This window comes from Arthrobacter sp. TmtSoilC77, assembly GCF_059739415.1.
In genome coordinates this window covers 4,624,357-4,647,458 of sequence record NZ_AP046050.1, presented here as the reverse complement: position 1 = coordinate 4,647,458, position 23,102 = coordinate 4,624,357, and the positions used below count along the sequence as shown (strand labels likewise).

The 23,102-nt window shown below is 62.5% G+C and carries 18 protein-coding genes; 7 read left to right on the top strand and 11 right to left on the bottom strand.

Features of this window, described 5'->3' with window-relative positions; translation table 11 throughout:
- Positions 1 to 15: 15 nt before the first annotated feature.
- Positions 16 to 705: a haloacid dehalogenase type II gene (locus AC6I99_RS21520; RefSeq protein ID WP_224092841.1), complete on the bottom strand. Its 690-nt coding sequence runs from the start codon at positions 703 to 705 to the stop codon at positions 16 to 18.
- A gap of 153 nt (positions 706 to 858) precedes the next feature.
- Here AC6I99_RS21520 and AC6I99_RS21515 point away from each other — a divergent pair, with 153 nt between their 5' ends.
- On the top strand, positions 859 to 1,626 hold the full coding sequence (locus AC6I99_RS21515) for a glycoside hydrolase family 16 protein (protein ID WP_497961834.1): 768 nt from the start codon (positions 859 to 861) through the stop codon (positions 1,624 to 1,626).
- On the opposite strand, the gene AC6I99_RS21510 is transcribed toward AC6I99_RS21515, so the two are convergent.
- From AC6I99_RS21510 to AC6I99_RS21490, 5 genes are all read right to left on the bottom strand, one after another.
- Positions 1,607 to 2,698, bottom strand: a complete 1,092-nt coding sequence (locus tag AC6I99_RS21510) for an ROK family transcriptional regulator (protein WP_224092847.1) — start codon at positions 2,696 to 2,698, stop codon at positions 1,607 to 1,609. The two genes, AC6I99_RS21515 and AC6I99_RS21510, sit on opposite strands and share 20 nt — an antisense overlap.
- A 53-nt stretch (positions 2,699 to 2,751) precedes the next feature.
- Positions 2,752 to 3,678 carry an ABC transporter substrate-binding protein gene (locus AC6I99_RS21505; RefSeq protein WP_224165823.1) on the bottom strand — a complete coding sequence of 309 codons (927 nt, stop codon included), beginning with the start codon at positions 3,676 to 3,678 and terminating at the stop codon, positions 2,752 to 2,754.
- Positions 3,679 to 3,809: 131 nt separating this feature from the next.
- On the bottom strand, positions 3,810 to 5,165 hold the full coding sequence (locus tag AC6I99_RS21500) for an aspartate aminotransferase family protein (RefSeq protein ID WP_224092855.1): 1,356 nt from the start codon (positions 5,163 to 5,165) through the stop codon (positions 3,810 to 3,812).
- A gap of 15 nt (positions 5,166 to 5,180) precedes the next feature.
- Positions 5,181 to 6,242 (bottom strand): phosphotransferase, encoded by a 1,062-nt coding sequence (locus AC6I99_RS21495; RefSeq protein WP_224165822.1) that lies wholly within the window; start codon positions 6,240 to 6,242, stop codon positions 5,181 to 5,183.
- Positions 6,243 to 6,277: 35 nt separating this feature from the next.
- Positions 6,278 to 6,952, bottom strand: a complete 675-nt coding sequence (locus AC6I99_RS21490) for a haloacid dehalogenase type II (protein ID WP_224092889.1) — start codon at positions 6,950 to 6,952, stop codon at positions 6,278 to 6,280.
- 236 nt (positions 6,953 to 7,188) lie between these two features.
- On the opposite strand from AC6I99_RS21490, the gene AC6I99_RS21485 reads away from it, so the two are divergent.
- Together AC6I99_RS21485 and AC6I99_RS21480 are read left to right on the top strand one after the other, a co-directional pair.
- Positions 7,189 to 7,743 (top strand): hypothetical protein, encoded by a 555-nt coding sequence (locus AC6I99_RS21485; protein ID WP_224092891.1) that lies wholly within the window; start codon positions 7,189 to 7,191, stop codon positions 7,741 to 7,743.
- Positions 7,740 to 10,685 carry an ATP-binding cassette domain-containing protein gene (locus AC6I99_RS21480; RefSeq protein ID WP_497961832.1) on the top strand — a complete coding sequence of 982 codons (2,946 nt, stop codon included), beginning with the start codon at positions 7,740 to 7,742 and terminating at the stop codon, positions 10,683 to 10,685. The genes AC6I99_RS21485 and AC6I99_RS21480 overlap by 4 nt, the downstream gene beginning before the upstream one ends.
- On the opposite strand, the gene metH is transcribed toward AC6I99_RS21480, so the two are convergent.
- The 3 genes from metH to AC6I99_RS21465 all read right to left on the bottom strand — a co-directional run bounded on the left by metH (position 10,675) and on the right by AC6I99_RS21465 (position 15,291).
- Positions 10,675 to 14,340, bottom strand: coding sequence for a methionine synthase (metH, locus tag AC6I99_RS21475; RefSeq protein ID WP_497961831.1), 3,666 nt, complete (start codon positions 14,338 to 14,340; stop codon positions 10,675 to 10,677). The genes AC6I99_RS21480 and metH overlap by 11 nt on opposite strands.
- A 223-nt stretch (positions 14,341 to 14,563) precedes the next feature.
- Positions 14,564 to 14,983: a hypothetical protein gene (locus tag AC6I99_RS21470; RefSeq protein WP_224092893.1), complete on the bottom strand. Its 420-nt coding sequence runs from the start codon at positions 14,981 to 14,983 to the stop codon at positions 14,564 to 14,566.
- A 2-nt stretch (positions 14,984 to 14,985) separates the two neighbouring features.
- On the bottom strand, positions 14,986 to 15,291 hold the full coding sequence (locus tag AC6I99_RS21465; RefSeq protein ID WP_224092895.1) for a hypothetical protein: 306 nt from the start codon (positions 15,289 to 15,291) through the stop codon (positions 14,986 to 14,988).
- 531 nt (positions 15,292 to 15,822) lie between these two features.
- Between AC6I99_RS21465 and AC6I99_RS21460 the strand changes: the two genes are divergently transcribed.
- Together AC6I99_RS21460 and AC6I99_RS21455 are read left to right on the top strand one after the other, a co-directional pair.
- Complete coding sequence (locus AC6I99_RS21460) at positions 15,823 to 16,989, top strand: WD40/YVTN/BNR-like repeat-containing protein (protein WP_224093953.1); 1,167 nt, start codon at positions 15,823 to 15,825, stop codon at positions 16,987 to 16,989.
- Positions 16,990 to 16,996: 7 nt separating this feature from the next.
- On the top strand, positions 16,997 to 17,284 hold the full coding sequence (locus AC6I99_RS21455; protein ID WP_216924633.1) for a MoaD/ThiS family protein: 288 nt from the start codon (positions 16,997 to 16,999) through the stop codon (positions 17,282 to 17,284).
- A gap of 26 nt (positions 17,285 to 17,310) precedes the next feature.
- Here the strand turns inward: AC6I99_RS21455 and AC6I99_RS21450 are convergent, their stop codons facing one another.
- A complete protein-coding gene (locus tag AC6I99_RS21450; RefSeq protein ID WP_224092898.1) occupies positions 17,311 to 17,547 on the bottom strand; it encodes a hypothetical protein in 237 nt (78 codons plus the stop codon).
- Positions 17,548 to 17,819: 272 nt separating this feature from the next.
- Here AC6I99_RS21450 and AC6I99_RS21445 point away from each other — a divergent pair, with 272 nt between their 5' ends.
- Complete coding sequence (locus tag AC6I99_RS21445) at positions 17,820 to 20,561, top strand: FG-GAP repeat domain-containing protein (RefSeq protein ID WP_497961829.1); 2,742 nt, start codon at positions 17,820 to 17,822, stop codon at positions 20,559 to 20,561.
- 121 nt (positions 20,562 to 20,682) lie between these two features.
- Here the strand turns inward: AC6I99_RS21445 and AC6I99_RS21440 are convergent, their stop codons facing one another.
- The gene (locus AC6I99_RS21440; protein ID WP_224165818.1) at positions 20,683 to 22,005 is read right to left on the bottom strand and encodes an MFS transporter; all 1,323 of its coding nucleotides are present in this window, start codon (positions 22,003 to 22,005) and stop codon (positions 20,683 to 20,685) included.
- Positions 22,006 to 22,206: 201 nt separating this feature from the next.
- On the opposite strand from AC6I99_RS21440, the gene AC6I99_RS21435 reads away from it, so the two are divergent.
- Positions 22,207 to 22,977 carry an IclR family transcriptional regulator gene (locus tag AC6I99_RS21435; RefSeq protein ID WP_224165817.1) on the top strand — a complete coding sequence of 257 codons (771 nt, stop codon included), beginning with the start codon at positions 22,207 to 22,209 and terminating at the stop codon, positions 22,975 to 22,977.
- Positions 22,978 to 23,102: the final 125 nt, after the last annotated feature.

The window sequence follows — 23,102 nt, the reverse complement described above, 5'->3', positions numbered from 1 at the left end:
GTAAACGAGTCCTTCTTAGGAAGCAGCAGGACGCGGAAGGCCGAAGAGGACGGGGAGCTCGGCAATGTCGGTGATCCGCTCGTAGCCGAGCCAGTGCTCGTCGTGTTCGAAGCCGCGATCTACATACACCTTGTTCTTGATGCCCAAGGTGGCTGCGGACCGCAGGTCGTACATCGGGCTCGCGGAGACGTGCACAATCTCGTCGGGCGTGACGCCAAGCTTGTCGAACATGTACTCAAACGCTCCGAGACGGGGTTTGTACATGCCCATCTGCTCGGCGCTGATGACGCTAGCGAACGGAGCTTGGAGGTTTTCCGAAAGCCGCTCAGCATGCGCGGTGTCGCTGTTGGTGATGATGACCAGGGGGACTGCCTCGGCCAGGCGGTTCAGGGCCTCGGTCACGCCCGGGTACGGGCCCCACGTGGGGACAATTTCGTAAACCGCCCTTGCGTCGGCCGCGCGGTATTCAAGGCCGAGCCTGCGTGAGGCGCGTTCCATGGAGTTGGCGATGATTTGGTGGAAGGGCTTGTAATCGCCCATGCACTCATCGATCCGATATGCCTTGGTGGCCTGCAGGTATTCATCGGCGAGCTCCGCCGGCAGGCGTTCGCCCAGGACCGCACGGGTCGCGTCGGCGATAGCGAACTTGATCAGTGTTCCGTTCATGTCGAACGTTGCGAACTTCGGCTTGATGTCGAATGCCATTTTTTCCTCCAGTTTGATTTTGTTTGGTCTCGTCGATTGTCGACGAGAGCACGTTGAGAAGTACCGTCGATTGTCGACAATACTCGGGTTGGTTGTAGATTGTCAACGGATTGGTCCCGAAAAGTGCTGGGCCTATTCAACTAGGATTTGCTGATGACCGGAGAAATCATTGATGAGCGCTTTAACGATTCAGCACTGAACCCTGCCCTTTGGGTTGAGCACTACCTTCCCCAATGGACCGAGCCGGACCGGTCCCGGGCCCGCTACGATTTCGACGTTGACGGATTGCGGTTGCGTATTGATGCCGACCAGCCTGCCTGGCGTGAAGCCGACGGTCCCTTTCGGGTCAGTAATCTCCAAACGGGAACCTTCTCCGGGGGCCTCGGGACCACGCGGGGAACACACCGCCACCGACTCGATGGACTGCAGGTGGTGACTCCCCAGCCGACACGCCGGTTATGGACCCCAGTCACGGGAGAGGTCCAGGTAAGGGTGAGCGCAAGCGCGGACCCGACCTGCATGCTCGCAATATGGTTGGTGGGATTTGAAGAGTCCAGTCCGGCCGACTCCGGGGAGTTGTGCATCGCTGAACTTTTCGGTGACAAGATCGCGCCAGACAGCAGCACTGTTCGAGTCGGGATCAAGGCACACCACGATCCCCGGCTGACCACCGACGTCCGGGACATCCAGCTGCCCATTGATGCCACCACGCCGCACACATACGGTGTGCGCTGGTCCGGGACCGGGGCGGAGTTCTCCGTTGACGGGCACGTCATCATGTCCAGCCCACAGGGTCTCGCCTACGAGCAGCAATTGATGATTGATCTCTTTGAATTCCCCGCTACGGAGCATCGCGAAGCAGAAAACTATCCAAAGACCGCGCGGGTTCATTCCGTGGTTGCTACTGGGCTTCGAGCATAGATTCCCGGAGCCGGGACTGGACCAACGCCAGTCCCGCATAGGCCGCTCCCTGGGCCACCGAGAGTCCGACAACTTGCGGCACCACGGTGATCCCAGGGACTACCGGAAGGATTTGTGCCAGACGCCTGAGTGCCTCAGGACGGACTTCGTCCACGAGCGGACTCAGGCGGCCCACGAAATATACGGACTCCGGGTCAAGCGTCACGGCAACGGCACCGACGGCGGCGACCACCGCCGTCGTAAATGCCTCAAGCACCTCCGCGCGGGACGCCGCATCCTTCGGTTGGGACCAGAGCGCTTGGATTTCGTCCAGGTCCAGTCCCCGTCCACTGGCGAATTGGAGGAGTCCCTTTGTGCTTAACAGTCCCTCGAGTGTCTCGTTGCCAACACCGGCGAACAGAACCTCACCAAGGTGGCCGAAAGCCGAAGTCCGGCCCTGTGCGATTTCATGATCAGTGCAACTGGCGAAGCTCAGCTCCGTACTCAGCATGAAGAGAACAGCGTTTCCTATGGTCGCGTCACCCTTCAGGATCCCCCGGAGGGATGCGCTGGCATCGCTCTCAAGCACCACGGGAGCCTTCAATCGATCTTCAATCGTCTTTTGAAGAATTGCCGTACCCGTCCGAATACGGCCAGGCAGGGCGGCGACGATTTGGCGCAGTGGCCCCTCGGCGGAATCGCTGGTATCCACAATCAGGTCCAGCAACCACCCGGTAATGGCTTCTTCATCGCCGCCCTCCAAGCTGGGCACGATCACGTGCCTGACCTCGCGGCCCCGCAGGTCCGTCACCAGGACGCAAGTGGTCCGTGCTCCGAACGAAATGCCCACAACATGCCCCGCCGTGCCGGGCACATCCAGATAGGTGGAGGGCCGGCCACGACGCGCAACCGCATTGACTCCCTGTTCGACGACTAGACCGTCGTAACGAAGCTCATCCACCTTCCGGGATACCGTGGCCTGGCTTAATCGTGTCAGCTCGATGAGCCTGGTACGCGTCAAGGGCGCCTCTGAAAGGACAGCATCAAGAACCCAAGCCTTGGTGTGGTCCCTTGCGGTGGGATTGGTACGCATAGCACAACCTTAATGAGATATCAGAGCGAAGCCGGGACGTGAGGGGGCCGGTACTAGCGGATCTTGGCCTCAGTAATAGCCGATTCTCCCAGGCCCCAGTAGTCCAGGGACTTCTTGTATTCGGGGGATTCCAGAACGGATTGGATTGCTTTCTGGAGTGCCGGGGTCAGGGGGGACCCCTTCTTCACGCCCATGGCGACATTGGTGTCAGTGCGCGTATCCATGCGCGGCTGCAAGGTGGTGAAGTGGTTGGGCTGCTGATCGTTGGCCCACGCCAGGGCACTGGCATCGTAAAACACAGCGTCGATCCGCTTGGAGTCCAGTTGTGTCAGGGCTTCCTGGACGTTGGGCAGGGTGATGGCGTTGATGGCGGGCTTGCCCTGGGAGGTGCAGGTCCACTCAGAGACATTGGGCAGGTGCTTCAGTTGCTGTGTTGAGCCCTTGGTCACGCCAACGTTCTTGCCACAGAGCGTGTCATTGGTGAGGTTGAGCGGGTTGTCCTTCGCTACGGCTACGGCCGAGCCTCCCTTGAGATAGTTGATCATGTCCAGCACCTTCAGCCGCTCGGCTGTAGCGGACATGGTGGTGGCGGTGAAGTCGAAGCGGCCGCCGTCGATGCCGGGGATGATCGTGTCGAACGCCGTGTTCTCGAACTTCAGCTTCAGGCCCAGCTTCTTTGCTACCAGGCGGGCAAGGTCCGGGTTCACGCCAATGGGGGTTTTGTTGTCCTCGGCGAGGAACGTCATCGGCGGTGAGCTTAGGTCCATCGCGACCGTCAGCTCGCCCTTGTCCTTGATTGCCTTCGGCAGCAACGCCACCGCGTCTGCGTCCGGCTGGACACCCTCTGAGATGTCACGGGTGTTCTGTGTCTTCGGAATCTCCGTCGCTTCAGTCCCTGTTGCGGCGCCACCGCATGCAGTCAGGGCCAACAGGACAGCGAGCCCCGCAGCAGCTGTTTGGATCTTGTGTGTCGTCTTCATGGTGCAACCTTTCAAGTGATTTCGGCTGGTGTAATACACAGAGTGCTTTCACGGTGGAAGGCACAATCCCCAAGCATTTGGTGGGAGCGCCAGGCTGGCCTGTTTGTTGCGCCCCTGTTTGTTGTTGCGACCTAGCGCAGAGCCTTGAAGGCACGGCCCATTCCTTCGAGCAGGCGATCGGCATCGTCACTGGAAAAGGGCATTGGCGGACGGATTTTCAGGACGTTGCCCTGGGCTCCGCAAGCCGAGATCAGGATCCGGTCCTGCCGGAGGGCATTGACTATGCCGGCGGCAGCCTCCCCATTGGGTGCGAGGGTGGATCGATCGGTCACGAGGTCGACGCCGATGAAGAAGCCGCTTCCACGTACCTCTGCCACCTGGTCCAGATTCCGGGTGAGGTCCTCCAGGCCAGTGAGGATCTTTCCGCCAACCTTCAAGGCGTTCTCCATGAGTGATTCGTCCCGGATGACGTCCAGGACGGCCTGGGCCGCCGCTATGGCTACTGAATTTCCGCCGAAGGTGTTGAAGTAGCGGATGTTCCTGCCGAACTCCTGCAGCAAGTCGGGCTTGAAGATTGCTGCCGCGACGGGAATGCCGTTACCCATGGGCTTGCCGATGGTCACGATGTCGGGGACGATTCCGTGGCGCTGGAAGCCCCACCATTCCTCACCGGTACGGCCGAATCCTGGCTGTACCTCGTCTGCAATGTACAGGCCGCCCACGGCATGGATCTCTTCGATGATGGGGCGGAGGAAGCCTGTCGGGCCAGCGAAGACGCCGTCGGAGGAGAAGATGCTGTCGGCGATGAAAGCAGCCACTCCGATGCCGTGCCGGTGAAGGTCTGCGATGGCTGCACGCACCTGGCTACGCAGGTGATCCTGCAGCGAGCCTTGATCGGATGAGTAGCGCAGGGCGTCGGGGGCGTCGATGACCCGCACGTTCGCACCCAGGGGCACACCCTTGCCCAATGAAGGTGAGAACGACGAGACCTCGGCAGTAAGGCCGTGGTATGCGCCGGCGGTGACGATGATGCCTTGCTGTCCGGTCACATATTTTGCGACGCGCATCGCGAGGTCGTTGGCTTCAGATCCAGTACAAGTGAACATGACATGGCCAAGCTCGGCGGGGAACGTTGAAAGCAGCTGTTCCGAGTAATCCAGGATGGATTCCTGGACGTAGCGGGTGTTGGTGTTCAGCGTCTGCATCTGCTGGTGGACAGCCTCAATGACACGCGGGTGGCCGTGACCTACAGAGGGAACGTTGTTGTAGACGTCGAGATATTCATTGCCGTCCCGGTCAAACAACGTGACACCCTTGCCCCGAACGATTTCCAGGGGCTCGTCGTAGAACAGTCTGTAGCCGGGCCCCAGACTCTTGTCCCGGCGTCGAATGCTCTTCTGTATCTGGTCCGGGAGCTCGTCCAGGCGGCTGGGATCGAAGCCATTGATCATGGCCCGGGAGGGCTTGCGGATTGGGGAAGTGCCCATGTTTTCTCCTGGAAGCTAAGGGGTCGGTTCAAGGTGTGAAGAAAGTTCTGGTGCCGGGGCCGCGGCGGTGGACGCGAGCCGGTCCCAGTCCGGCTTTGAGTGGGAGAGGAGATAGTCGCGCCTTTGCGGCAACTGGCTTGCGCGCCATTGGGTTATCAGGGCCCGCAGCAGCAGGCGCGCCTGGGCAGAGACGACCAGGGCTTCCAACTCCTGCCCCGGCAGGGGGCGGATGCTTCGATAACCGTTCATGACGTGGAGTGCTTGCTCCCAGGGGCTGGCCGGGTCGGCACCCAGGAGATTGGCCATGGTGACGCTGATGTCGAAGATGACAGGCGTTCGGACGACGTCCCCGAAGTCGATAATCCCGGTGACGTAATCAGGCCTGCCGGGATTGACGAGGACATTGAACGGACTGAAATCCCCGTGGACAACCTGGGACGCCAGCGTGCCGAGGAGCGGAACCACCTTTTCGTCGAACTGATCGAAAATGTCCTCCGCGAGAACGCGCTTTTCCTTCTCATCGACATAGTCAAGAAGGGGGCGCATCCGGTGGAAATGCTTAAGGTCCCAGAGCAGCAAACGGTCCGCGCGGGGATGTTCGAAATCCTGCAACGCAATCCCCAGGCGGGCCAGGCTTGAGCCCACCAATCGCAACTGGCCAGCGGACGCGTCCTGATTGGCCAGCAGGTCCCCGGGCAGGAACCGCATCACCCGCAATACCCGGTCGAAGGCTCCGGTAGGCGCCGAAATGAGGACCTGCGGCTCTCCGCCAAGGCTCCTGACAAGACGCTGGACTGGAAGTTCGGGGGCAGTCCGTTCCAAATGCTCCATGCAGGCCGTTTGAAGGTGGACGATCACTGGGTCCTCATCCGAGGGAGAGATCTTCACCAGATACGTTTCGTCCCCGTCCCGGAGCCGGAAAGTCTCGTCCTTCTCGGTGGGAATCCTAACCAGCGTTCCCTTCAGGCCGTAGAACTGTTCAAGCAGCTCCAGGACGGCGGGGTCAGCGAGCTGCGGATGTTCCGCCAGGAGTCCACTCTCTGATGCCACTGCTTGGATAAAAGCAGAATCGCTCATTTCACCCTTTCATCGACGGAGAGCCGGCAAGCGGTTTAGAGGCCGAGGTGCTTGTTGATCTCGTCCAGGGACTTAACGCTCTTGTAGTCGTAGCCGCCGGTGATGGGGTCGTAGCCGCGGTCCAGAACCCAAAGGTTGCGGAAGCCCATGTCGTGCATCGGGTGCATGTCGTACCGCGTGTGCGAGGCGATGTGAAGGAAATCTTCCGGCTTGGCGTTCAGGGTATCGAGCATGTACTCAAAGGCTTGGTACCGCGGCTTGTAGGCCTGGGCCTGTTCGGCGGTCAGCACGGCATGGAAGTCAGCACCGAGCTTGGGGATGCTGATCTCCAGGAAGCTGTCGTCGGCGTTGGATAGGGCAACCAGCTTGTAGTTGTCGCCCATGAGCTTAAGCGGCGCCGGCACGTCGTCGTGGGCGTCAAAACCGCGTACAGCGTCAGCGAACTCTGCCCCTGCGCCCGGGGTTGGGCCTATGCCAAAAAACTTGCAGACCCGGTCGAAGGAATTCTGAAGGATCTGCTCGTACGGCTTGTAGTCGCCAAGAACCTCGTCGAAGCGGTATCCGCGGAAAACCTTCTTGAACGCAGGCCACTGCTCTTCAGGCAAACGGCCCGCGAGCAGGCGGCGGGTAGTGGAGTCGGTATCCCAGTTGATCAGTGTGCCGTAGATGTCAAAGGAGATGTACTTCGGGCGGGAGTCTGTAGTGGCCATGGTGGGTCCTTTCAGTGGAGGTCCAGCGGGAGGGGCCGCTCGCTCGCTTCGGGCAATGGGCCTTCTGATGCGAGCGAGTGGAGGTTTTTCATTCACTATGAATCTAAATCGGCCACTGTCAATTGTCAACAATTTCTTCGAGATTTGTTGAGCGTCTCAGCGCCAGAGCATCGCCACTGAACGTCACACAACCCGGCACATCCAAATCCAGCCAAGCAACGTCCTACCCTTGGATCGTGACTTTTTCCAAGATCCGCACGGCCGCCGCGAACTCCCTCGCCGCCGCTGGTCTCCTGATTACCCTCGCTGCCTGTTCCACGCCGGCCGCCACCCAGCCAAGCGCCTCCGCCCCCGCCTCTGAAGCAAGCGCTTCAGCTACTGCTGCCGGGCCCTGCAGCGGCGTGAAGGTCATTGTCGATTCCGGCGCCCTGAAGCAACCCGCCGCCGAGAAGACCGTTTGCGTGGCAGTGGATGCGCCGACGACCGCTGCCAAAGTGCTCGATGAGGCCAAGGTGAAGACCGAAGGCACCACCCAGTACCCCACCGAACTGGTGTGCCGGGTCAACGGCGTGCCGGCTGCCGACTTCGACATCACCCACAAGGGCGGCACATACCGCGAAGAATGCAGCAAGATGCCCGCGGCCTTTGCCTACTGGTCCATTTGGGTCAAGCCCGCCTCCGGTGACTGGGCCTACGCCCAGGAAGGCCTCGCCACCCAACAGGTGAAGCCAGGCGAGAGCCTCGAACTGCTGTACACCATCGACGGCGCACCGGCCGCACCCAAGGCATGACCTTTCGACCCGCGCCGTTACGCGCTGCCGCGGCGCTTGCCGTCGTGTTCATAGCGGCGCGGGTCATCTACCGCATCCTTTTCAACGGCGCGGGCACCGTTGGGCCCGTGCTGCTGGAGTTGCCGTCAGTGCGGCTGCCCGCCCCATACGCCCACGTGGTCTTCCTCGGCCCAGTAACATCGCCTGGTCTGTGGGAGGCGGTTGCTTCAGCCCTGCCGATTGCCGGGATCATCTTCGCCTTCGGACTGCTCAACTCCTTCGTGGACGTGGCAAGGGGCTTCATGCGGCTGGCCCGCGGCGGTCCATTCCAGGGCATAGCCCGCACACTCGTGGTGGCTTGGGCTGCGCTCCCCGCGCTCGCCGACGCCGTTGCCTCCGTCCGCTTGGCCTTCCGGCTGCGGGGTGAACGCCTGGGCCCGCGAGCCCTGGTTCCCGTACTTGAGCGAACTCTTGAGCACGCCAGCCGGGTGGCCGCAGCCTTGGAATTGCGCGGCTTCGGGAGCAAGGCGGCTCACCAACCCGCCAGCGATCCCGGGTTGCCCCTTGAGATCAGGAACGCCCAATTCCGCATCGGTGATACGCGGCTGCAGGTCGAAAACTTCAAGCCAGACCCCGGGACAGTAACGGTAATTACCGGACCCACCGGCTCCGGTAAGTCCACCATCCTGCGGGGTGTAGCGGGACTGCTTTCACACGTCGACGGCGGAGAACTCACTGGCACGGTCCGTGTCGCCGGAGTGGACCGTGCCGGAGCACCGCCGCGCGATACTGCCGGCGTCGTAGGCGTTGTCCTGCAAAACCCGCGCGCGGCCTTCGCCAGCACCCGCGTACGAGACGAAATCTCGCTTTCCCTTGAACTGCGCGGCGTTGCACCCGCCATCGCCAGGGCCCGCACGGTGGAGGTCGCGGAGTGGATTGGAGTGTCTGCGCTCCTGGACCGGAACCTCAACTCCCTCTCGGCCGGCGAAGCAACGCTTGTGGCAATCGCCGCCGCCGTGGTGGAGCGCCCGGCCCTGCTCCTGGTTGACGAGCCGCTTGCTGACCTCGACACCACGGCCCGCGCCCGCGTCATAGCCGTACTCGACACCCTCGCCCATGGATCCGGCATCTGCATCATTGTGGCTGAGCATCGGGCGGAGCCGCTGTTGCCTGTCGCCGATTCGTGGTGGAGGATTCACGACGGCGGCTTGGTAGCAGGCCCCGCGCCAGCACCTTCGCGCCCGGGTGGGATCCCCCCGGCGCCGGCGTCCGCACCGTTACCGGAACACCCGCCCGTGCTGACTGCGGCCAAGCTCGCGGTGCACCGTAACGGCAAGCCGCTCGTCCGCGAAGCTTCCCTGGCCCTCGGCCGTGGGGAAGTGGTTGCCTTGTTCGGACCCAACGGGGCCGGGAAGTCCTCGCTCCTGGTGGCCATCGCGCTCGGAGAAGGAACCAGCGGCACTGTCGACGGCGGCCGGGTCGCCTTGGTTCCGGACGCCTCTGACGACCTTTTCACGCGGGACACGGTGGCTGCCGAACTCCGGGCGGCAGATCGACGCGAAGCGCGCGCCCGGCGTAAATCAGGCGGGAATGGCTCGGACAGGACCGTGTCAGAACCGGCAGCGGCACGCCTGGCCCGATTGCGTGGTGACGTCCGGATTCCGATAGGAAACGAGCACCCGCGGGACCTGTCGGCCGGAGAGCGCCGTATCCTCGCCATCGCCCTGCAGACCGCCGATGATCCCCAGGTCCTCCTTATTGATGAGCCCACCCGTGGGCTCGATCCGGAGGCCCGCGCAGGAGTCTCGGCCGCCTTGCTCGCATTGGCGGACACCGGCGCGGCCGTCCTGATCGCCACGCATGACCTCGATTTCGCCCACCGCCTGGGCGCCCGGATCGTGCAGATGGACGACGGCGTGGCGCCGGCCCCCCAAACCGAAGCCGTACTCCCATCCGATAGCGACGCCGGCCCGGCGACCTCCACACCCACGGCAGCAGAGCAGCCCGGAGCCATCGGGAACGTTGAGGTCTCCCAGTTCATCGACGGGGCAAAAGACACCCGACCGGCAAATGCTGCTACCCCAAAGAGGGCTCACCACCTCCGTTTGCCACGGGCCTTGGAGATCGCGATTCTCGCGGCTGCCAACGTTTTGGCCCTGGGCGCGTTCTGCTGGCCATTGCTAGCCGCCGCCCTGCCCGAGGATGCGGCTGCGGCCGTGCCTTTCGCCGCCCTGGCGATTGCACCCCTTGCCGTTGTCGGCATTATCGTGGCCCTGGACGGCTCGGTCCGTTCCGCACACACCGTTGCCCTGCTGGGCGTTCTGGCTGCCGTCGGTTCGGCAGTTCGCGTGGCGAGCACCGGCGTCGGGGGAGTCGAAGCAGTGTTCATCCTGCTGATCCTGGCCGGCCGCGCCTTCGGTGCCAGATTCGGAATGCTCCTTGGCGCGGCCACGATCGCGGTCTCCAGTGCACTGTGGAGCGGCCTAGGCCCTTGGTCGCCGTTCCAGATCTTCGCCTGCGCATGGGTGGCGGCGGGGGCGGGCCTGTTGCCGCGCAGGGTTCGCGGACGAGCTGAACTATGGATGCTTTGCGGCTATGGCGTCGTGGCGTCCTACGTTTTCGGTCTGCTCACCAACCTGTGGTTCTGGCCGTTCGCCGTCGGTGCCGGAACCGGCATTTCCTACGTGCCCGGCGCCCCACTGGCCACCAACCTCAGCAGCTTCCTGCTCTACTCCCTTTTGACCTCGACGGCGGGATGGGACACCCTGCGTGCCATCACTACCATCATCGGAATCTTTGCGGTGGGACGGGCCATCCTCGCCGCTTTCAGGCGGGCGAAGCCGGTCTCCGGCCCGGGCGTTCGAACTACCCGGGCTGAGGACGCGGGGTCCAGGAACACGGGCATGAAGAATGACCGTCCCCAACGTCCGCAACCCAAAGGCCCGCACCAACTCACACCTTGAAGTACTTGGCCTCCGGGTGGTGGAACACGAAAGCATCCGTTGACTGCTCCGGGTGGAGCATGAGTTCATCGCTGAGGATCACGCCCATCCGTTCGGGCTTCAGCAACTCCGTGACCTTGCGGCGGTCCTCCATGTCCGGGCAGGCCGGATATCCCAGGGAGAAGCGTGCACCGCGGTAGTCGAGCTTGAAGTAACCGGCTTTGTCCTTCGGCTCTTCGGCCGCGAAACCCAGCTCGGAACGGATCCGCGCGTGCCAGAATTCAGCCAGTGCCTCGGTGAGCTGCATGACCAGGCCATTGAGCTCGTAATAGTCGCGGTAGTGGTTTCCCGCGAACAGCTTGGAAGTCACTTCTTCGATCTTCGAGCCGGCGGTGACCAGCTGGATCGGCAGGACATCGATCTGGCCCGATTCCCGGGAGCGCACGAAGTCAGCAAGGCACAAGTGCCGGTCCCGCCGCTGGCGTGGGAAGTCGAAGCGCAGGCGCTCGGTGCCGATGGGTCCGGCTGAACCACCATCGGGGGCGAGCAGACCGGGGATGCCGAGGACGCCGTCGTGGTCCTCACCGTGGTGCAGCACCACCACCTGTTCGCCCTCGGACACAACGGGGAAATAGCCGTAGGCGACCGAAGCGTCGAGCATTCCCTCGGCGAGGATCCGGTCCAGCCAGTACCGCAGACGGGGCCGGCCTTCAAGTTCCACCAGTTCGTCGTAGGAGGCACCGTCGTCGCCGCGCCCAGGTTTGAGCCCCCACTGGCCCATGAAGGTTGCGCGCTCATCGAGCAAAGCAGCATAGTCGTGCAACGCGACGCCGCGCACAATCCGCGTGCCCCAGAATGGGGGAGCGGGGACAGGGTTTTCGGCGGTGACGTCGGACCGGCCGGGCATTGCCTCCGGTTCGGTCACCGTGAACTTCGGGCCACTCTTGTGGATCCGCTTCTTCAGTGGCGGAAGGCCCACCGCGTCAGGGTCAGCGCCGCGGGCCACCTGCACCAACGGTTCCATGAGGGAGAGGCCCTCAAAAGCGTCCTTGGCATACCTGACGGTGCCTTCGAACTGCTCTGCCAGGTCCTGCTCCACGTAGGCGCGCGTCAGTGCCGCACCGCCGAGGATGATCGGCCACTTTTTCGCCAGGCCCCGGGACTGGAGCTCGGCAAGGTTTTCCTTCATCACGACCGTGGACTTCACCAGCAGGCCAGACATCCCGATCACGTCGGCGTCATGCTCCTCCGCAGCGGCAATGATCTCGGCGATTCCCTGTTTGATGCCGATGTTGACCACTTTGTAGCCGTTGTTGGTGAGGATGATGTCCACGAGATTCTTGCCAATATCGTGCACGTCGCCGCGAACGGTGGCGATCACCATGGTGCCCTTGCCCGATGAATCCGACTTCTCCATGTGCGGCTCAAGCAGTGCGACCGCGTTCTTCATCACCTCAGCGGATTGCAGCACAAACGGAAGCTGCATCTCGCCGGCGCCGAAGCGCTCACCAACAACCTTCATGCCCTCCAGCAGTTGGTCGTTGATGATGCCCAGCGGGGTCATGCCTTCGCTGCGTGCGAGGTCGAGGTCCTCTTCGAGGCCCTTGCCTTCACCGTCGATGATGCGCCGCTGCAGGCGTTCGCCGGTGGGCAGTGCAGCGAGTTCCGCGGCGCGCTGGTCCTTGAGCGCGGCGCTGTCCACGCCCGCGAACAGGTCAAGCATGACGGCCAAGGGGTCATGGGTGACGTTGCCGTAGGCGTCGTACTCGCGGCGGTCCCACACGAGGTCCAGGGCCACCTTGCGCTGTTCGTCCGGCAGCGATGCAAGCGGGACGATCTTCGCGGCGTCGATGATGCCGCTGGACAGGCCCGCCTGGACGGCCTCGTGCAGGAATACCGAGTTCAGCACCATACGCGCGGCAGGGTTAAGGCCAAAGGACACGTTCGAGACGCCGAGGGTGGTCTGGATGCCGGGATACTTCGTGGTGATCTGGCGGATGGCCTCAATGGTTGCGATGGCGTCCCGACGGGTTTCTTCCTGGCCCGTGGCGATGGGGAACGTCAGGGCGTCCACGATGATGTCCTCGACGCGCATTCCCCATTCGCCCACCAACGCGTCTACGAGGCGGGAAGCGATGGCCACCTTGCCTTCGGTGGTGCGGGCCTGGCCCTGTTCGTCGATTGTCAGGGCAATCACGGCCGTGCCGTGTTCCTTCACAAGCGGCATGATGCGCGCAAAGCGGCTGTCGGGGCCGTCGCCGTCTTCATAGTTGACGGAGTTGACCACGGGGCGGCCGCCGATGTGCTCAAGTCCGGCCTGCAGCACAGGCGGCTCTGTGGAGTCGATGACCAACGGGAGGGTAGAGGCCGACGCGAAACGCGAGACGATCTCCTTGATGTCCGCAACGCCGTCGCGCCCCACATAATCGATGCAAACATCGAGCAGGTGCGCGCCGACCCGGACCTGCTCGCGGGCAATATCCACGCAGTCGTCCCAGCGCTCTTCCAGCATTGCCTGGCGGAACGCCTTGGAACCGTTGGCGTTGGTGCGCTCACCAATGGCAAGGTAAGCGGACTCTTGGTCGAACGGAACGTGGTGGTAGAGGGACGCGACGCCGGCCTCCCGCTCGGTGGGGACCCGGCCGCCGGCGCTTTTCGTGCCGCCGGTGACGGTCCCGGCGTCGGGCGTGTTGACGTTGCTGCGGAAGGGCTCAAGACGTTCGACGACGGCGGCCATGTGCTCCGGCGTCGTACCGCAACAGCCGCCCACCAGGCCCAAGCCGAATTCACGCACGAACTGCTCGTGCGCAGTGGCGAGTTCCGCGGGGGAGAGCGGATAGTGCGCGCCGTTCGCGCCGAGGATCGGCAGCCCGGCGTTGGGCATGCAGGCGATCGCCACGGAGGACTGCTTGGAGAGGTGCCGCAGGTGCTCGCTCATCTCATCCGGACCCGTGGCACAGTTCAGGCCGATGGCATCGACGCCCAACGGCTCCAAGGCGGTGAGTGCAGCGCCGATTTCGGAACCCATCAACATGGTTCCCGTGGTCTCCACCGTCACCTCAACAAAGATAGGGAGGCGGACGCCGCGGGAAACGATCGCCTGCTTGCAACCGTTCACGGCGGCCTTCGTCTGCAGGAGGTCCTGGCTCGTTTCGATGAGGAATGCGTCGGCTCCGCCGTCGATGAGGCCCTCGGCCTGCAGGGCAAAGGTCTTCTTGAGGTAGTCGTAGCTTGTGTGGCCGAGGCTGGGGAGCTTGGTGCCCGGACCCATGGACCCCAGGACCCAGCGCTCGCGGCCGTCCGTCGCTTCAGCTGCCTCGGCGCGTTCGCGGGCGATTTTCGCTCCCTTGTACGCCAGCTCCGCGATGCGGTCATCGATGCCGTAGTCCGAGAGGTTGGACCAGTTCGCGCCGAAAGTATTGGTTTCCACGGCGTCGATGCCCACGGCAAAGTAGGCGTCGTGAATGTCGGCGACGACGTCCGGGCGGGTGTCGTTGAGGATTTCGTTGCAGCCTTCAAGATTTTGGAAGTCCGTGTCCAGGGACAGTTCCCGGTCTTGCAGCATGGTGCCCATCGCGCCATCGGCGATGACGACGCGCTGGTTCACCGCATCAAGAAGGGACTGGGAACGGCCAGGGCGGGGGACGGAATCAATGTCAAGGGCAAAACGGGCCATATAGACAGAGTACGGGTGGGGTGTGACACAGCACGGAGTGTTTCCGTGTACTACGACGGCGGGTGGTTGCCTTTCTCGGCGGGCCGGTGCCCGAGCCTGGCGTCCACGCTAGCCACCAATGAACCCGATGCGTCAGACGCCAACTGCAGACAACACGAAGCAGCCACCCTGCCGCCGAAGGGTGGCTGCCTACGTCAAACGGATTCGTCTATCTGTACCTATCCTACGGTGCGGCTTTGCCGACTGTGCGTTGACTGATGACAGTCGTGCCGTCTTCAGCGTAGAGCTTCAAGACGCGGCCAGCGCCGTCCTTCCGAGCATTCTGCATCTGAATGGCTTCTTCCGGCGACTTAGGTGTTCCCTGATCCAGATCAGCCTTCTTTAGATAGCCGATCTTTCCGTCGTCCCCGACGGATCTGATGAGATCTGGTTCGTCGGCCGGTGTCCGCGCCTCCATTGCGGACCCGTAGGTCTCACCTCGCGCGTTCTTGGGGAAGTCCACCTTGTCTCCTTGTTCAATTTGGACAGTCGGTGCCCCGGCATTTGCCGTGGTGATGGCAAACCCGACAACACCGCCGATTGCAATAGCGATGGTAGTGGCCGCGACGCCAAAGGCCTTGCGATGCTGAGTAAATGATTTCATGCCTAGAGTCCCCCGTAGGCTGCCGGTGTCCAGTGAGTGTAGTAGTAGTTGTAGCCGTTGCCGTTCCAGGCACCGACGACTCCATAGGACTGGTAGGCCCCATAGCCGCATGAAAGCCACACACCGTTATCAAGCTGGTGGGCGACTATGTCGTTGTAAACATCCCACCCCTCATCGCAGAAGTTTCCACCAATAAAGGCACGGCCGCGTGCATAAATCCAGCCGACGGGGACGTCACCTCCTTGGGCGTAAATAAAGGATGCCGCCTTCCCGCGACCGCCGTCCCACGTGGTATCAAGCGCGGCCAACGTTTGGTATGTCCTCCCACCGGTCGAGAACTGGCCGATTAGACTCTGCGTATTCGTGGCGTATGCGGCGCCCGCACCGAATCCGAGCGTGCCCCCCAGCAGGACAGCTATCACAGAAGCTTTTGTGAAAGCCTTCAATCCGCGTTTTGGGCGCTGACCTACACCTTGAGATTTTCGTGCTGAATCAATAGTCATGTGTTACCCGTTCCCCCCGAACAGTCGAACTAGGGATTGCGCAAATATACTCACGAACTCACCAACTGATGGTGTAGCCATAGTTCTTAATGGAAGTGGCCCTATCGCTCATGCTGTCTAGCCTTTTCATCTGTTTCCCCAATCTAAAGTGACCCAGTTCAGTGGCGCGCTTGCCAGCGAACAGAAGGGTTGCCCGGTTGAAACACAGCTTCACGAATATCTAGTGCGCGGAGCGCCGAAACGTGACGCGAGTCTCGTCTATGGTCGGCTTCAAACCAGGGCGGTTATCCACATGCTCCAAGGAACCCGTTGCCACCCATGCGCCCTGATGGTTCGATGGGGTTCATGGCTACCGCAGATACCGCAGAAAGTTATGTCCTGGCGATTGGGACCAAGAAGGGTTTGTGGCTGGCAACCAGCCCGGATCGCAAGGAGTGGTCCCTCTCCGGCCCGCACTTCCTGATGAGCGAGATCCCCAGCATCGGGATAGACACCAGGGACGGCAAGACCAGGATCATGGTGGGGGTGCGTTCGGAGCACTGGGGACCCACCGTCGCCCATTCCGATGACCTGGGCGCCACCTGGACCGAGCCCGAGCAGGGCGCCATCAAGTTCCCGGACGGTGCAGACGCTGCCTTGGAACGCATCTGGCAGATCTACCCGGACACCGAGTCCCGCCCTGGCGTGGTCTGGGCCGGGTGCGAACCGATTTCAGTGTGGAAATCAACCGACGGCGGCGAGCACTTTGAGTTGAACCGCGGGCTCTGGGACCACCCCCACCGCAGCGAGTGGGGTGCGGGGTACGGTGGCGCGGCGGCCCACTCGATCGTGGTGGATCCGTCCGGCGAGAAGGTCCATGTAGCTATGAGCACGGGCGGCGTTTACAGATCGCTCGACGGCGGGACCTCCTGGGAGCCCCGCAACAAGGGAATCTCGGCCTACTTCATGCCTGATCCCAATCCCGAGTTTGGCCAGTGCGTTCACAAGATTGCTGCGGATGCCGCCGTCGAGGGCCGTTTGTACGCGCAGAACCACCATGGCGTGTACCGCACGGACGATGACGGCGAGAACTGGAACTCCATCGCAGAGGGACTGCCCGCGGATTTTGGTTTCGTGATGCTGACCCATCCCCGGCGCGAGGGCACAGCCTGGGTCATCCCACTGAAGGCCGACGGCGAACGCATCCCACCGGACGGCAAGCTCAGCGTGCACCGCACCGAGGATGCCGGCGGAACGTGGAGAGAGCTTCACACCGGTCTGCCGGACCACGAATACAACGCTGTGCTTCGCGATGCCGCATCCGTGGACACTGCCGAACCGACTGGCGTGTACTTCGGAACCCGCGGCGGGGATGTCTACGCCAGCGCCGACGAGGGCGAGACCTTTACTGAAGTGGCCTCGCACTTGCCGGACGTACTGTGCGTGCGTGCCGCCGTCGTCGTGGTTGGAAGCCGCAGTGGCGGGGCGCGGGAAGAATCAGCCAGCGCTCCGGTGCCTGGTTAGGCCCGTTGTGGCTGACTTTACGGTGGTGTTGCCGGGTGTCCTGCAGCCACTCGTCGGCGGACAGTCCTATCTGACTGCGTCCGCCGACGGGGCTGTGACCGTTGGACAGTTGCTGGACTCGGTAACCGGAGAATATCCGGTTCTGGCCAGGCGTTTGCGTGATGAAACCGGTGCCCTCCGCCGTTTCGTGAATATTTACGTGAACGGCGATGAGGTCCGGCGTCTGAAAGGTCTTGATACGGAGGTTGCGGCCGGTCAGGAGGTCTTGATTATCCAGTCCGTGGCCGGCGGCTAAGCGGGTATTTGGGGTCAAGCCGGGGTTCAGGCGACGCGCCAAACACTGCATTCGTCGGTATTAATGGCTTTCCTCATCCCGGAGACGTGGTCCATGATCCAGACGACGCCGATTCCAGGCGCTGTTTCCTGGACCCGTCCGCGGCGGATGACCACGTCATCGTAAGCGGGACCAACGGACATGCGGGCCTCGATCTCGTCTCCGCGGTGGAGCTGGCTGATCGCGCGTATACGTTTTGTGTGAGTAGTGACTTCCTTCAGCATGGTGTCCTCCTGAACTGGAGCTGGTGCCTGCACTTGCCGGCTATTCCAGTGTGGCGGGGCATTGTTGCCGGAGTATTTCGGCGTGGTTAGGGTCCGGTTAGCATTCCGGGATGCTTGCGTTTCGGGTGACGTCCGACGGCGATAGGTGCAACCGGCGGCAGGACTCACCTTCGCTTTGTGGCTGCTTCCGCGGACCCGCGCGGGCGCGACGGTAACCTGAACACGGTTCTTGAGACTCACAGGAACCACAGACTCCGTCCCCGGGAGATTTGATGGGTTTTTTGCGACGTGCAATCGCGGTGTCCACAGGCTTGGTGGTTTTCGCCACCGGCCTGTTTTTCGTCCAGGCCCCTGCATCGGCAGTGCCGGAACCCACACCGGATAATCCGAACGTACGGTTCTTTGAGGGGACACCGCATTCGGAGCACGTCTTTGAGACGCCACCCGGACAGGCGCCATCCAGCAGTGGCGAGATCACCGACGTCGAATCCCTTCTCGGCGAGGGGGCAGCAGCAAGCGGCCCCAATGGCGATATCCGGGTTCGATTGGTCACGGCCAAACTTGCCGACAACACCAACCCGGTCTCCATGTCAGCGGCCGAGCAGACTGTTGGGGCCACCAGCAGCTACTGGAAAGCCATGACGGACAACAAGCTGTCCATGACAGTGGACAGCAAGGTCTCCGGGTTCCAATCCAAAGCCAAGTCGACCGACAGCTACAGCACCATCATGTCCACCATCACCAGTGAGTTGAAATGGACGGCAAGCCCCTACACGGCGCTGGTGATCTTTATTCCCACGTCCACGCTTTCCGGGAATGCCCTGGGCGTCGGCTACAGCAGCGGCAGCTACAGCGGGCGGGTGCTGATGCCGCAAATCAGCAAGTTCTCCAACAACGTAATGAGCCATGAATTCGGGCACGTGATCGGACTAATGCACGCCGATGCGTTGCAGTGCTACAGCGGCGCATCCGACGTCGGCGTGGACAGCACCGGGCGGTTCACGGACAGCTCCTGCTACATCCGTGAATACGGAGACACCACGGACCTCATGGGCGCGGCACAGTACGCCCAACCGGTGGTGAGCTCCAGCTTCTGGGACTACGCAGGGCTGGGCCGCGGCGACGAAATCCGCGATGTCGGGGTGGCCACTGGCGTCAAAAGCTACACGCTCAAGCCATGGGGTGGCACGGACGCGCAGCGCGCCATCAAGTTCACGGACCCGGTCAGTAAAGAGGTCTACTACCTGGAACTCAGGCAGCCGGTGGGGTACGACAGCTACCTTGGGGACGAGGGCAGGCCAGCCGGCAACAGGGGAGTCAAGATCGTCCAGCGCGGCGGCGCCACCATCGCGTCTTCGCTGATCCTCATGCCATCCACCATCCCGTTCCAGGAACAGTACTACGCCACGAAGCACGCGTGGCAAGCAGGCAGCACCTTCACCACATACACGGGCACCCAGGTCACCATCAACTCCGTCTCCACAACCTCGGCGACCGTAACCATCAACGCCGATCCCAAACTCAAGGCACGCATGCGCTTCTCTGCGGGCGACTTCGACGGCGACAAGCTGGCCGACGTCATCTCCCGCGAAGCCGACGGGTCCTTGCTCTTGTTCAGCGGCCTCCCTGGAAACCGGCTTGATGATTCCGTGCAGATCGGCTCGGGCTGGGGCATTTTCAACGCCGTGCTGGGGACCTCGGACTTCAACGGTGACGGCTTTGCGGACATCCTTGCCCGAACCAGCGACGGCGCATTGTGGCTTTATCCCGGCAACGGCAAGGGTGGATTCCTGTCCCGGAGCCAGATCGGATTTGGTTGGCAGGGCTTCACGCAGTTGGTCGCGGCGGGGGACTTCAACGCCGATGGCCGGAGCGACCTGATCGCCGCCGGTGCGGATGGGCGCCTCTGGTTGTATCCAGGCAATGGGACAGGTGGTTTCCTCGCCCAAACGCAGATCGGCCAGGGCTGGGATTCCTTCAACAGCCTGGCAGCGTCAGGTTCGTTCGGCGGCGGTGCCCCGGGTTTGTTGGCGCGGGCCAGCGACGGCACTCTCTACGTCTACCCCGGCGATGGTAGGGGCGGCTTCCTGCCGCGTGCCGCCGTCGGAACTGGCTGGAACGGGGTAGGTGACATCGTTGGCGGCCGGGACTTCACAGGTGACAAGCGTGTGGACGTCCTGACCGCTGCAGCGGGCGGGGGCATGACCCTCTATCCAGGTGACGGCATTGGCTTCGCGGATCGGCTTGCGATCGGGACCGGATGGAACCAGTTCCGTCAGGTTTGGGAAGCAGGCGATTTCGACGGCGATGCTGCCGCCGACATCCTGGCGCGCGGAACCGACGGCGCGTTGTGGCTTTACCCGGGCAACGGATCGGGCAGCTTCCTTCCGCGTGTTCAAGTCGGGTGGGGCTGGGGCCAGTTCACGTCCGTGCTGAGTGCGGGAGATTTCGACGGCGATTCGCACCCCGATCTTGTGGCCCGGGCTTCCGACGGGACACTGTGGCTTTACCCGACGGACGGCACGGGACAGTTCCTGGCACGTAAACAGATCGGCACCGGGTGGCAAGGCTTCGAGCAGTTGCTGGCTCCGGGCGATTTCACGGGCGACGGAAAGCCGGACATCGTTGCCCAATCCGGCGACGGCGTGTTGTGGGTCTACCCCGGCAATGGCTCCGGAGGCTTCCTTGCCCGCAAGCAGATCGGCACCGGGTGGGACATGTTCAACCTGGTCCTGCAGGCCGGTGACTTCAACGGCGACGGCAGGGAAGATCTCCTTGGCCGAACCGGTGACGGCGGGCTTTGGCTCTATCCGGGCAACGGCTCTGGCGGCTTCCTTGCGCGCTCCAACCTCGGTTCAGGGTGGAACATGTTCTCCAGCATCGCTGCCCTCGGCAACGGATTTACGGGTACTGGGGACCCCTCCGTGGTGGGAGTTGCCGGGGACGGCACGTTGCTGATGTACTCCGGAACGGGTGCCGGGAAGTTCATGCCAGTGGTGCTGAATCCGCGGTAGGTCCTTCCGGCGTCGGCGACACCAGTTCGCTGGAAATGCGCGAAAATCGCCGGGAAACTTCCAGCGGAACTGGAGGTTTTCCGGCGATTTCAGCGCGGGCGCCCCTTCCGCGAGGCGGGCCTTACTTGTGCAAGCCGAGTTCCGCCGTCGGGACCTTTGCTGACTCGCGGGCCGTCATGGCCGAGACCGCTGCGATCACGCAGATGACTGCCGTGAAGATGGAGATCTGGACCCAGCCACCAGGCTTGGTGCCGCCCAGGGCCGTGACGATGGTCGGAGCAAAGCCTGCCATGAGGAAGCCGAGCTGCGTGCCGATGGCCAGGCCGGAGAAGCGGACCTTGGTGCTGAACATTTCACCGTAGAAGGACGGCCATACGGCGTTGGCGGCTGCGTAGCCGAAGGAGAAGAACACAACGGAAACCAGGAACATCAGCGGGACGTTGCCGGATTCGAGGGTCAGCAGGAACACCGGAGTCATGATGGCGCTGGCTACGGCACCGTAGATGAAGACGGGCTTCCGGCCGATCTTGTCGGCGAGCATGCCGAAGAGCGGCTGGCTACCGAGGGCCACAATGTTGGCCACTACAACGAGCCACAGGGTGATGGTGCCGCTGACGTGGGCCACGTCCTGGGCGTACTTGATGGCCAGGGTTCCAAAGACCGTACTTACCGCGGCGATGAAGGCACAGCACACAACCCGGAGGACATCGCGCCAGTGCAGCTTGAGGAGGTCGGCGATGGGCAGCTTGGCGATCTGGTTGTTCTTCTTGGCCTCGGCGAACGCCGGCGGCTCGTGAAGGGTGCGTCGGATGAAGTAGGCCACGATGACAACTACTGCACTGAGCCAGAACGGGATGCGCCAGCCGATGCCGTACTTGACCTCGTCCGGGAGCGCGAGAACTGGAATGAACACCAGGGCTGCAAGGATCTGGCCACCCTGGGTGCCGGTCAACGTCCACGAGGTGAAGAACGAGCGGCGGTTGTCCGGAGCGTGCTCCAGCGTCATTGAGGAGGCACCGGCCTGCTCGCCGGCAGCCGAAAGACCCTGGGCGAGGCGGGCGAGTACCAGCAGGACGGGAGCCCACCAGCCAATGGTCTTGAAGTCCGGGAGGCAGCCGATCACGAAGGTGGCGGCGCCCATCAGGACCAGTGTGAACATGAGGACCTTCTGCCGGCCGATCCTGTCGCCGAAGTGCCCCAGGATGACGGCGCCTACAGGACGGGCAACATAGGCGAAGCCGAAGGTCGCGAAGGACATGATGGCTGCGTTGGTGTCCGCGTCCGGGAAGAACACGTGCGGAAAGATCAAGGCGGCGGCGGAGCCGAAGATGAAGAAGTCGTAGTACTCCACTGCGCTTCCAAGGAAGCTGGCGAGTGCCGCTTTCTTGGGGGTTCCTGCTGGCGTAACTGTGCCTGGCGTCGCTGACGGCATTGTGTGGCTCATGGTGTTCCTTCTGTGACGACGATGTCGCGGATCTAGCTTCTGCGGGAAGACCAGAGCGAGGTGCGGCCGGATCAATCCCAAAGTAACCACATGGTGAGAGCTACTTGTGCAATACAGCAATAGTGGCCGTGATTGGGGTCACTTGTCAAGACTTGTCCCCACTATCTAGAAATAGCTCTCACGATGTGAGAGCATCTACGCATGAGTGTGAAAGAGGACACAAAGACCGACATGGTCGGCAAGGCCCTGGGCCTGTTGGTATTGCTGGGGAATGAGCCCAAGGGTGCGAGCGCCGCGGATCTGGCCAGGAGTGCGGGACTTCCGTTCAGCACGACGTACCGGCTGCTCGGTTCGCTGACGCGCGACGGATTTGTGGATTACGAGCCCGACGGACGTCGGTATCATCTGGGATTGCGGGTCTTCCAGCTGGGCCAGCGGGTTTCCAATCACCACGGCTTCGCGGCAACGGCCCTTCCCGTACTCCAGCGCGTTACGGAGCGGACCGAAGAAGCAACCATCCTCTCGGTGCGCGACGGAAATCATCATCTAACCGTCAATAAGGTGGACGGCCCCAAGACCTTCCGCGTCACCAGCGATCCTGGCCATCTTGGTGCGCTGCACACGACGTCCGTGGGTAAGGCGATAGTCGCTTTTGAGAACGACGCCGAACGCGAACGACTGCTCGAAGAGTTGCCCCTGGAGCCTCTCACTGAGCGCTCCATTACCGATCGGGCTGCATTCCGGGCGGAGATCGAGCAAGTGCGCCGTCAGGGCTATGCGGTCATGGACGAAGAAAACGAGATCGGCATGCGCGCGGTCGCAGTGCCGGTCCTCAACTCCCAAGGCCACGCCTTTGCGTCCCTCGCCACGGCCGTTCCGGTATTTCGGCTCACCATGGATGAGCTCATCGCCCACGTCCCTACTTTGCAGGAGGCCGCGGCTGAACTCGCGGCCCGCCTGCCCCAGCGTTAGCCCAACTAGGTCGCACTTAAGCGCGTTTTGAGGCCGCTAAACGCGCACAACTGCGACTCAGTTGGGTCAGCACATCGCGTTTGTTCGCGATAAGAACAAGCGTGCGGAATATGAACACTTGTAGT

Bases quoted from the DNA above. Each gene is read 5' to 3' on its own strand.
- AC6I99_RS21520 (WP_224092841.1), bottom strand. From the start codon at position 705: ATGGCATTCGACATCAAGCCGAAGTTCGCAACGTTCGACATGAACGGA.
- AC6I99_RS21505 (WP_224165823.1), bottom strand. From the start codon at position 3,678: ATGAAGACGACACACAAGATCCAAACAGCTGCTGCGGGGCTCGCTGTC.
- AC6I99_RS21510 (WP_224092847.1), bottom strand. From the start codon at position 2,698: ATGCGTACCAATCCCACCGCAAGGGACCACACCAAGGCTTGGGTTCTT.
- AC6I99_RS21495 (WP_224165822.1), bottom strand. From the start codon at position 6,242: ATGAGCGATTCTGCTTTTATCCAAGCAGTGGCATCAGAGAGTGGACTC.
- AC6I99_RS21515 (WP_497961834.1), top strand. From the start codon at position 859: ATGACCGGAGAAATCATTGATGAGCGCTTTAACGATTCAGCACTGAAC.
- metH (WP_497961831.1), bottom strand. From the start codon at position 14,340: ATGGCCCGTTTTGCCCTTGACATTGATTCCGTCCCCCGCCCTGGCCGT.
- AC6I99_RS21500 (WP_224092855.1), bottom strand. From the start codon at position 5,165: ATGGGCACTTCCCCAATCCGCAAGCCCTCCCGGGCCATGATCAATGGC.
- AC6I99_RS21435 (WP_224165817.1), top strand. From the start codon at position 22,207: ATGAGTGTGAAAGAGGACACAAAGACCGACATGGTCGGCAAGGCCCTG.
- AC6I99_RS21450 (WP_224092898.1), bottom strand. From the start codon at position 17,547: ATGCTGAAGGAAGTCACTACTCACACAAAACGTATACGCGCGATCAGC.
- AC6I99_RS21440 (WP_224165818.1), bottom strand. From the start codon at position 22,005: ATGAGCCACACAATGCCGTCAGCGACGCCAGGCACAGTTACGCCAGCA.
- AC6I99_RS21490 (WP_224092889.1), bottom strand. From the start codon at position 6,952: ATGGCCACTACAGACTCCCGCCCGAAGTACATCTCCTTTGACATCTAC.
- AC6I99_RS21445 (WP_497961829.1), top strand. From the start codon at position 17,820: ATGGGTTTTTTGCGACGTGCAATCGCGGTGTCCACAGGCTTGGTGGTT.
- AC6I99_RS21470 (WP_224092893.1), bottom strand. From the start codon at position 14,983: ATGAAATCATTTACTCAGCATCGCAAGGCCTTTGGCGTCGCGGCCACT.
- AC6I99_RS21460 (WP_224093953.1), top strand. From the start codon at position 15,823: ATGGGGTTCATGGCTACCGCAGATACCGCAGAAAGTTATGTCCTGGCG.
- AC6I99_RS21480 (WP_497961832.1), top strand. From the start codon at position 7,740: ATGACCTTTCGACCCGCGCCGTTACGCGCTGCCGCGGCGCTTGCCGTC.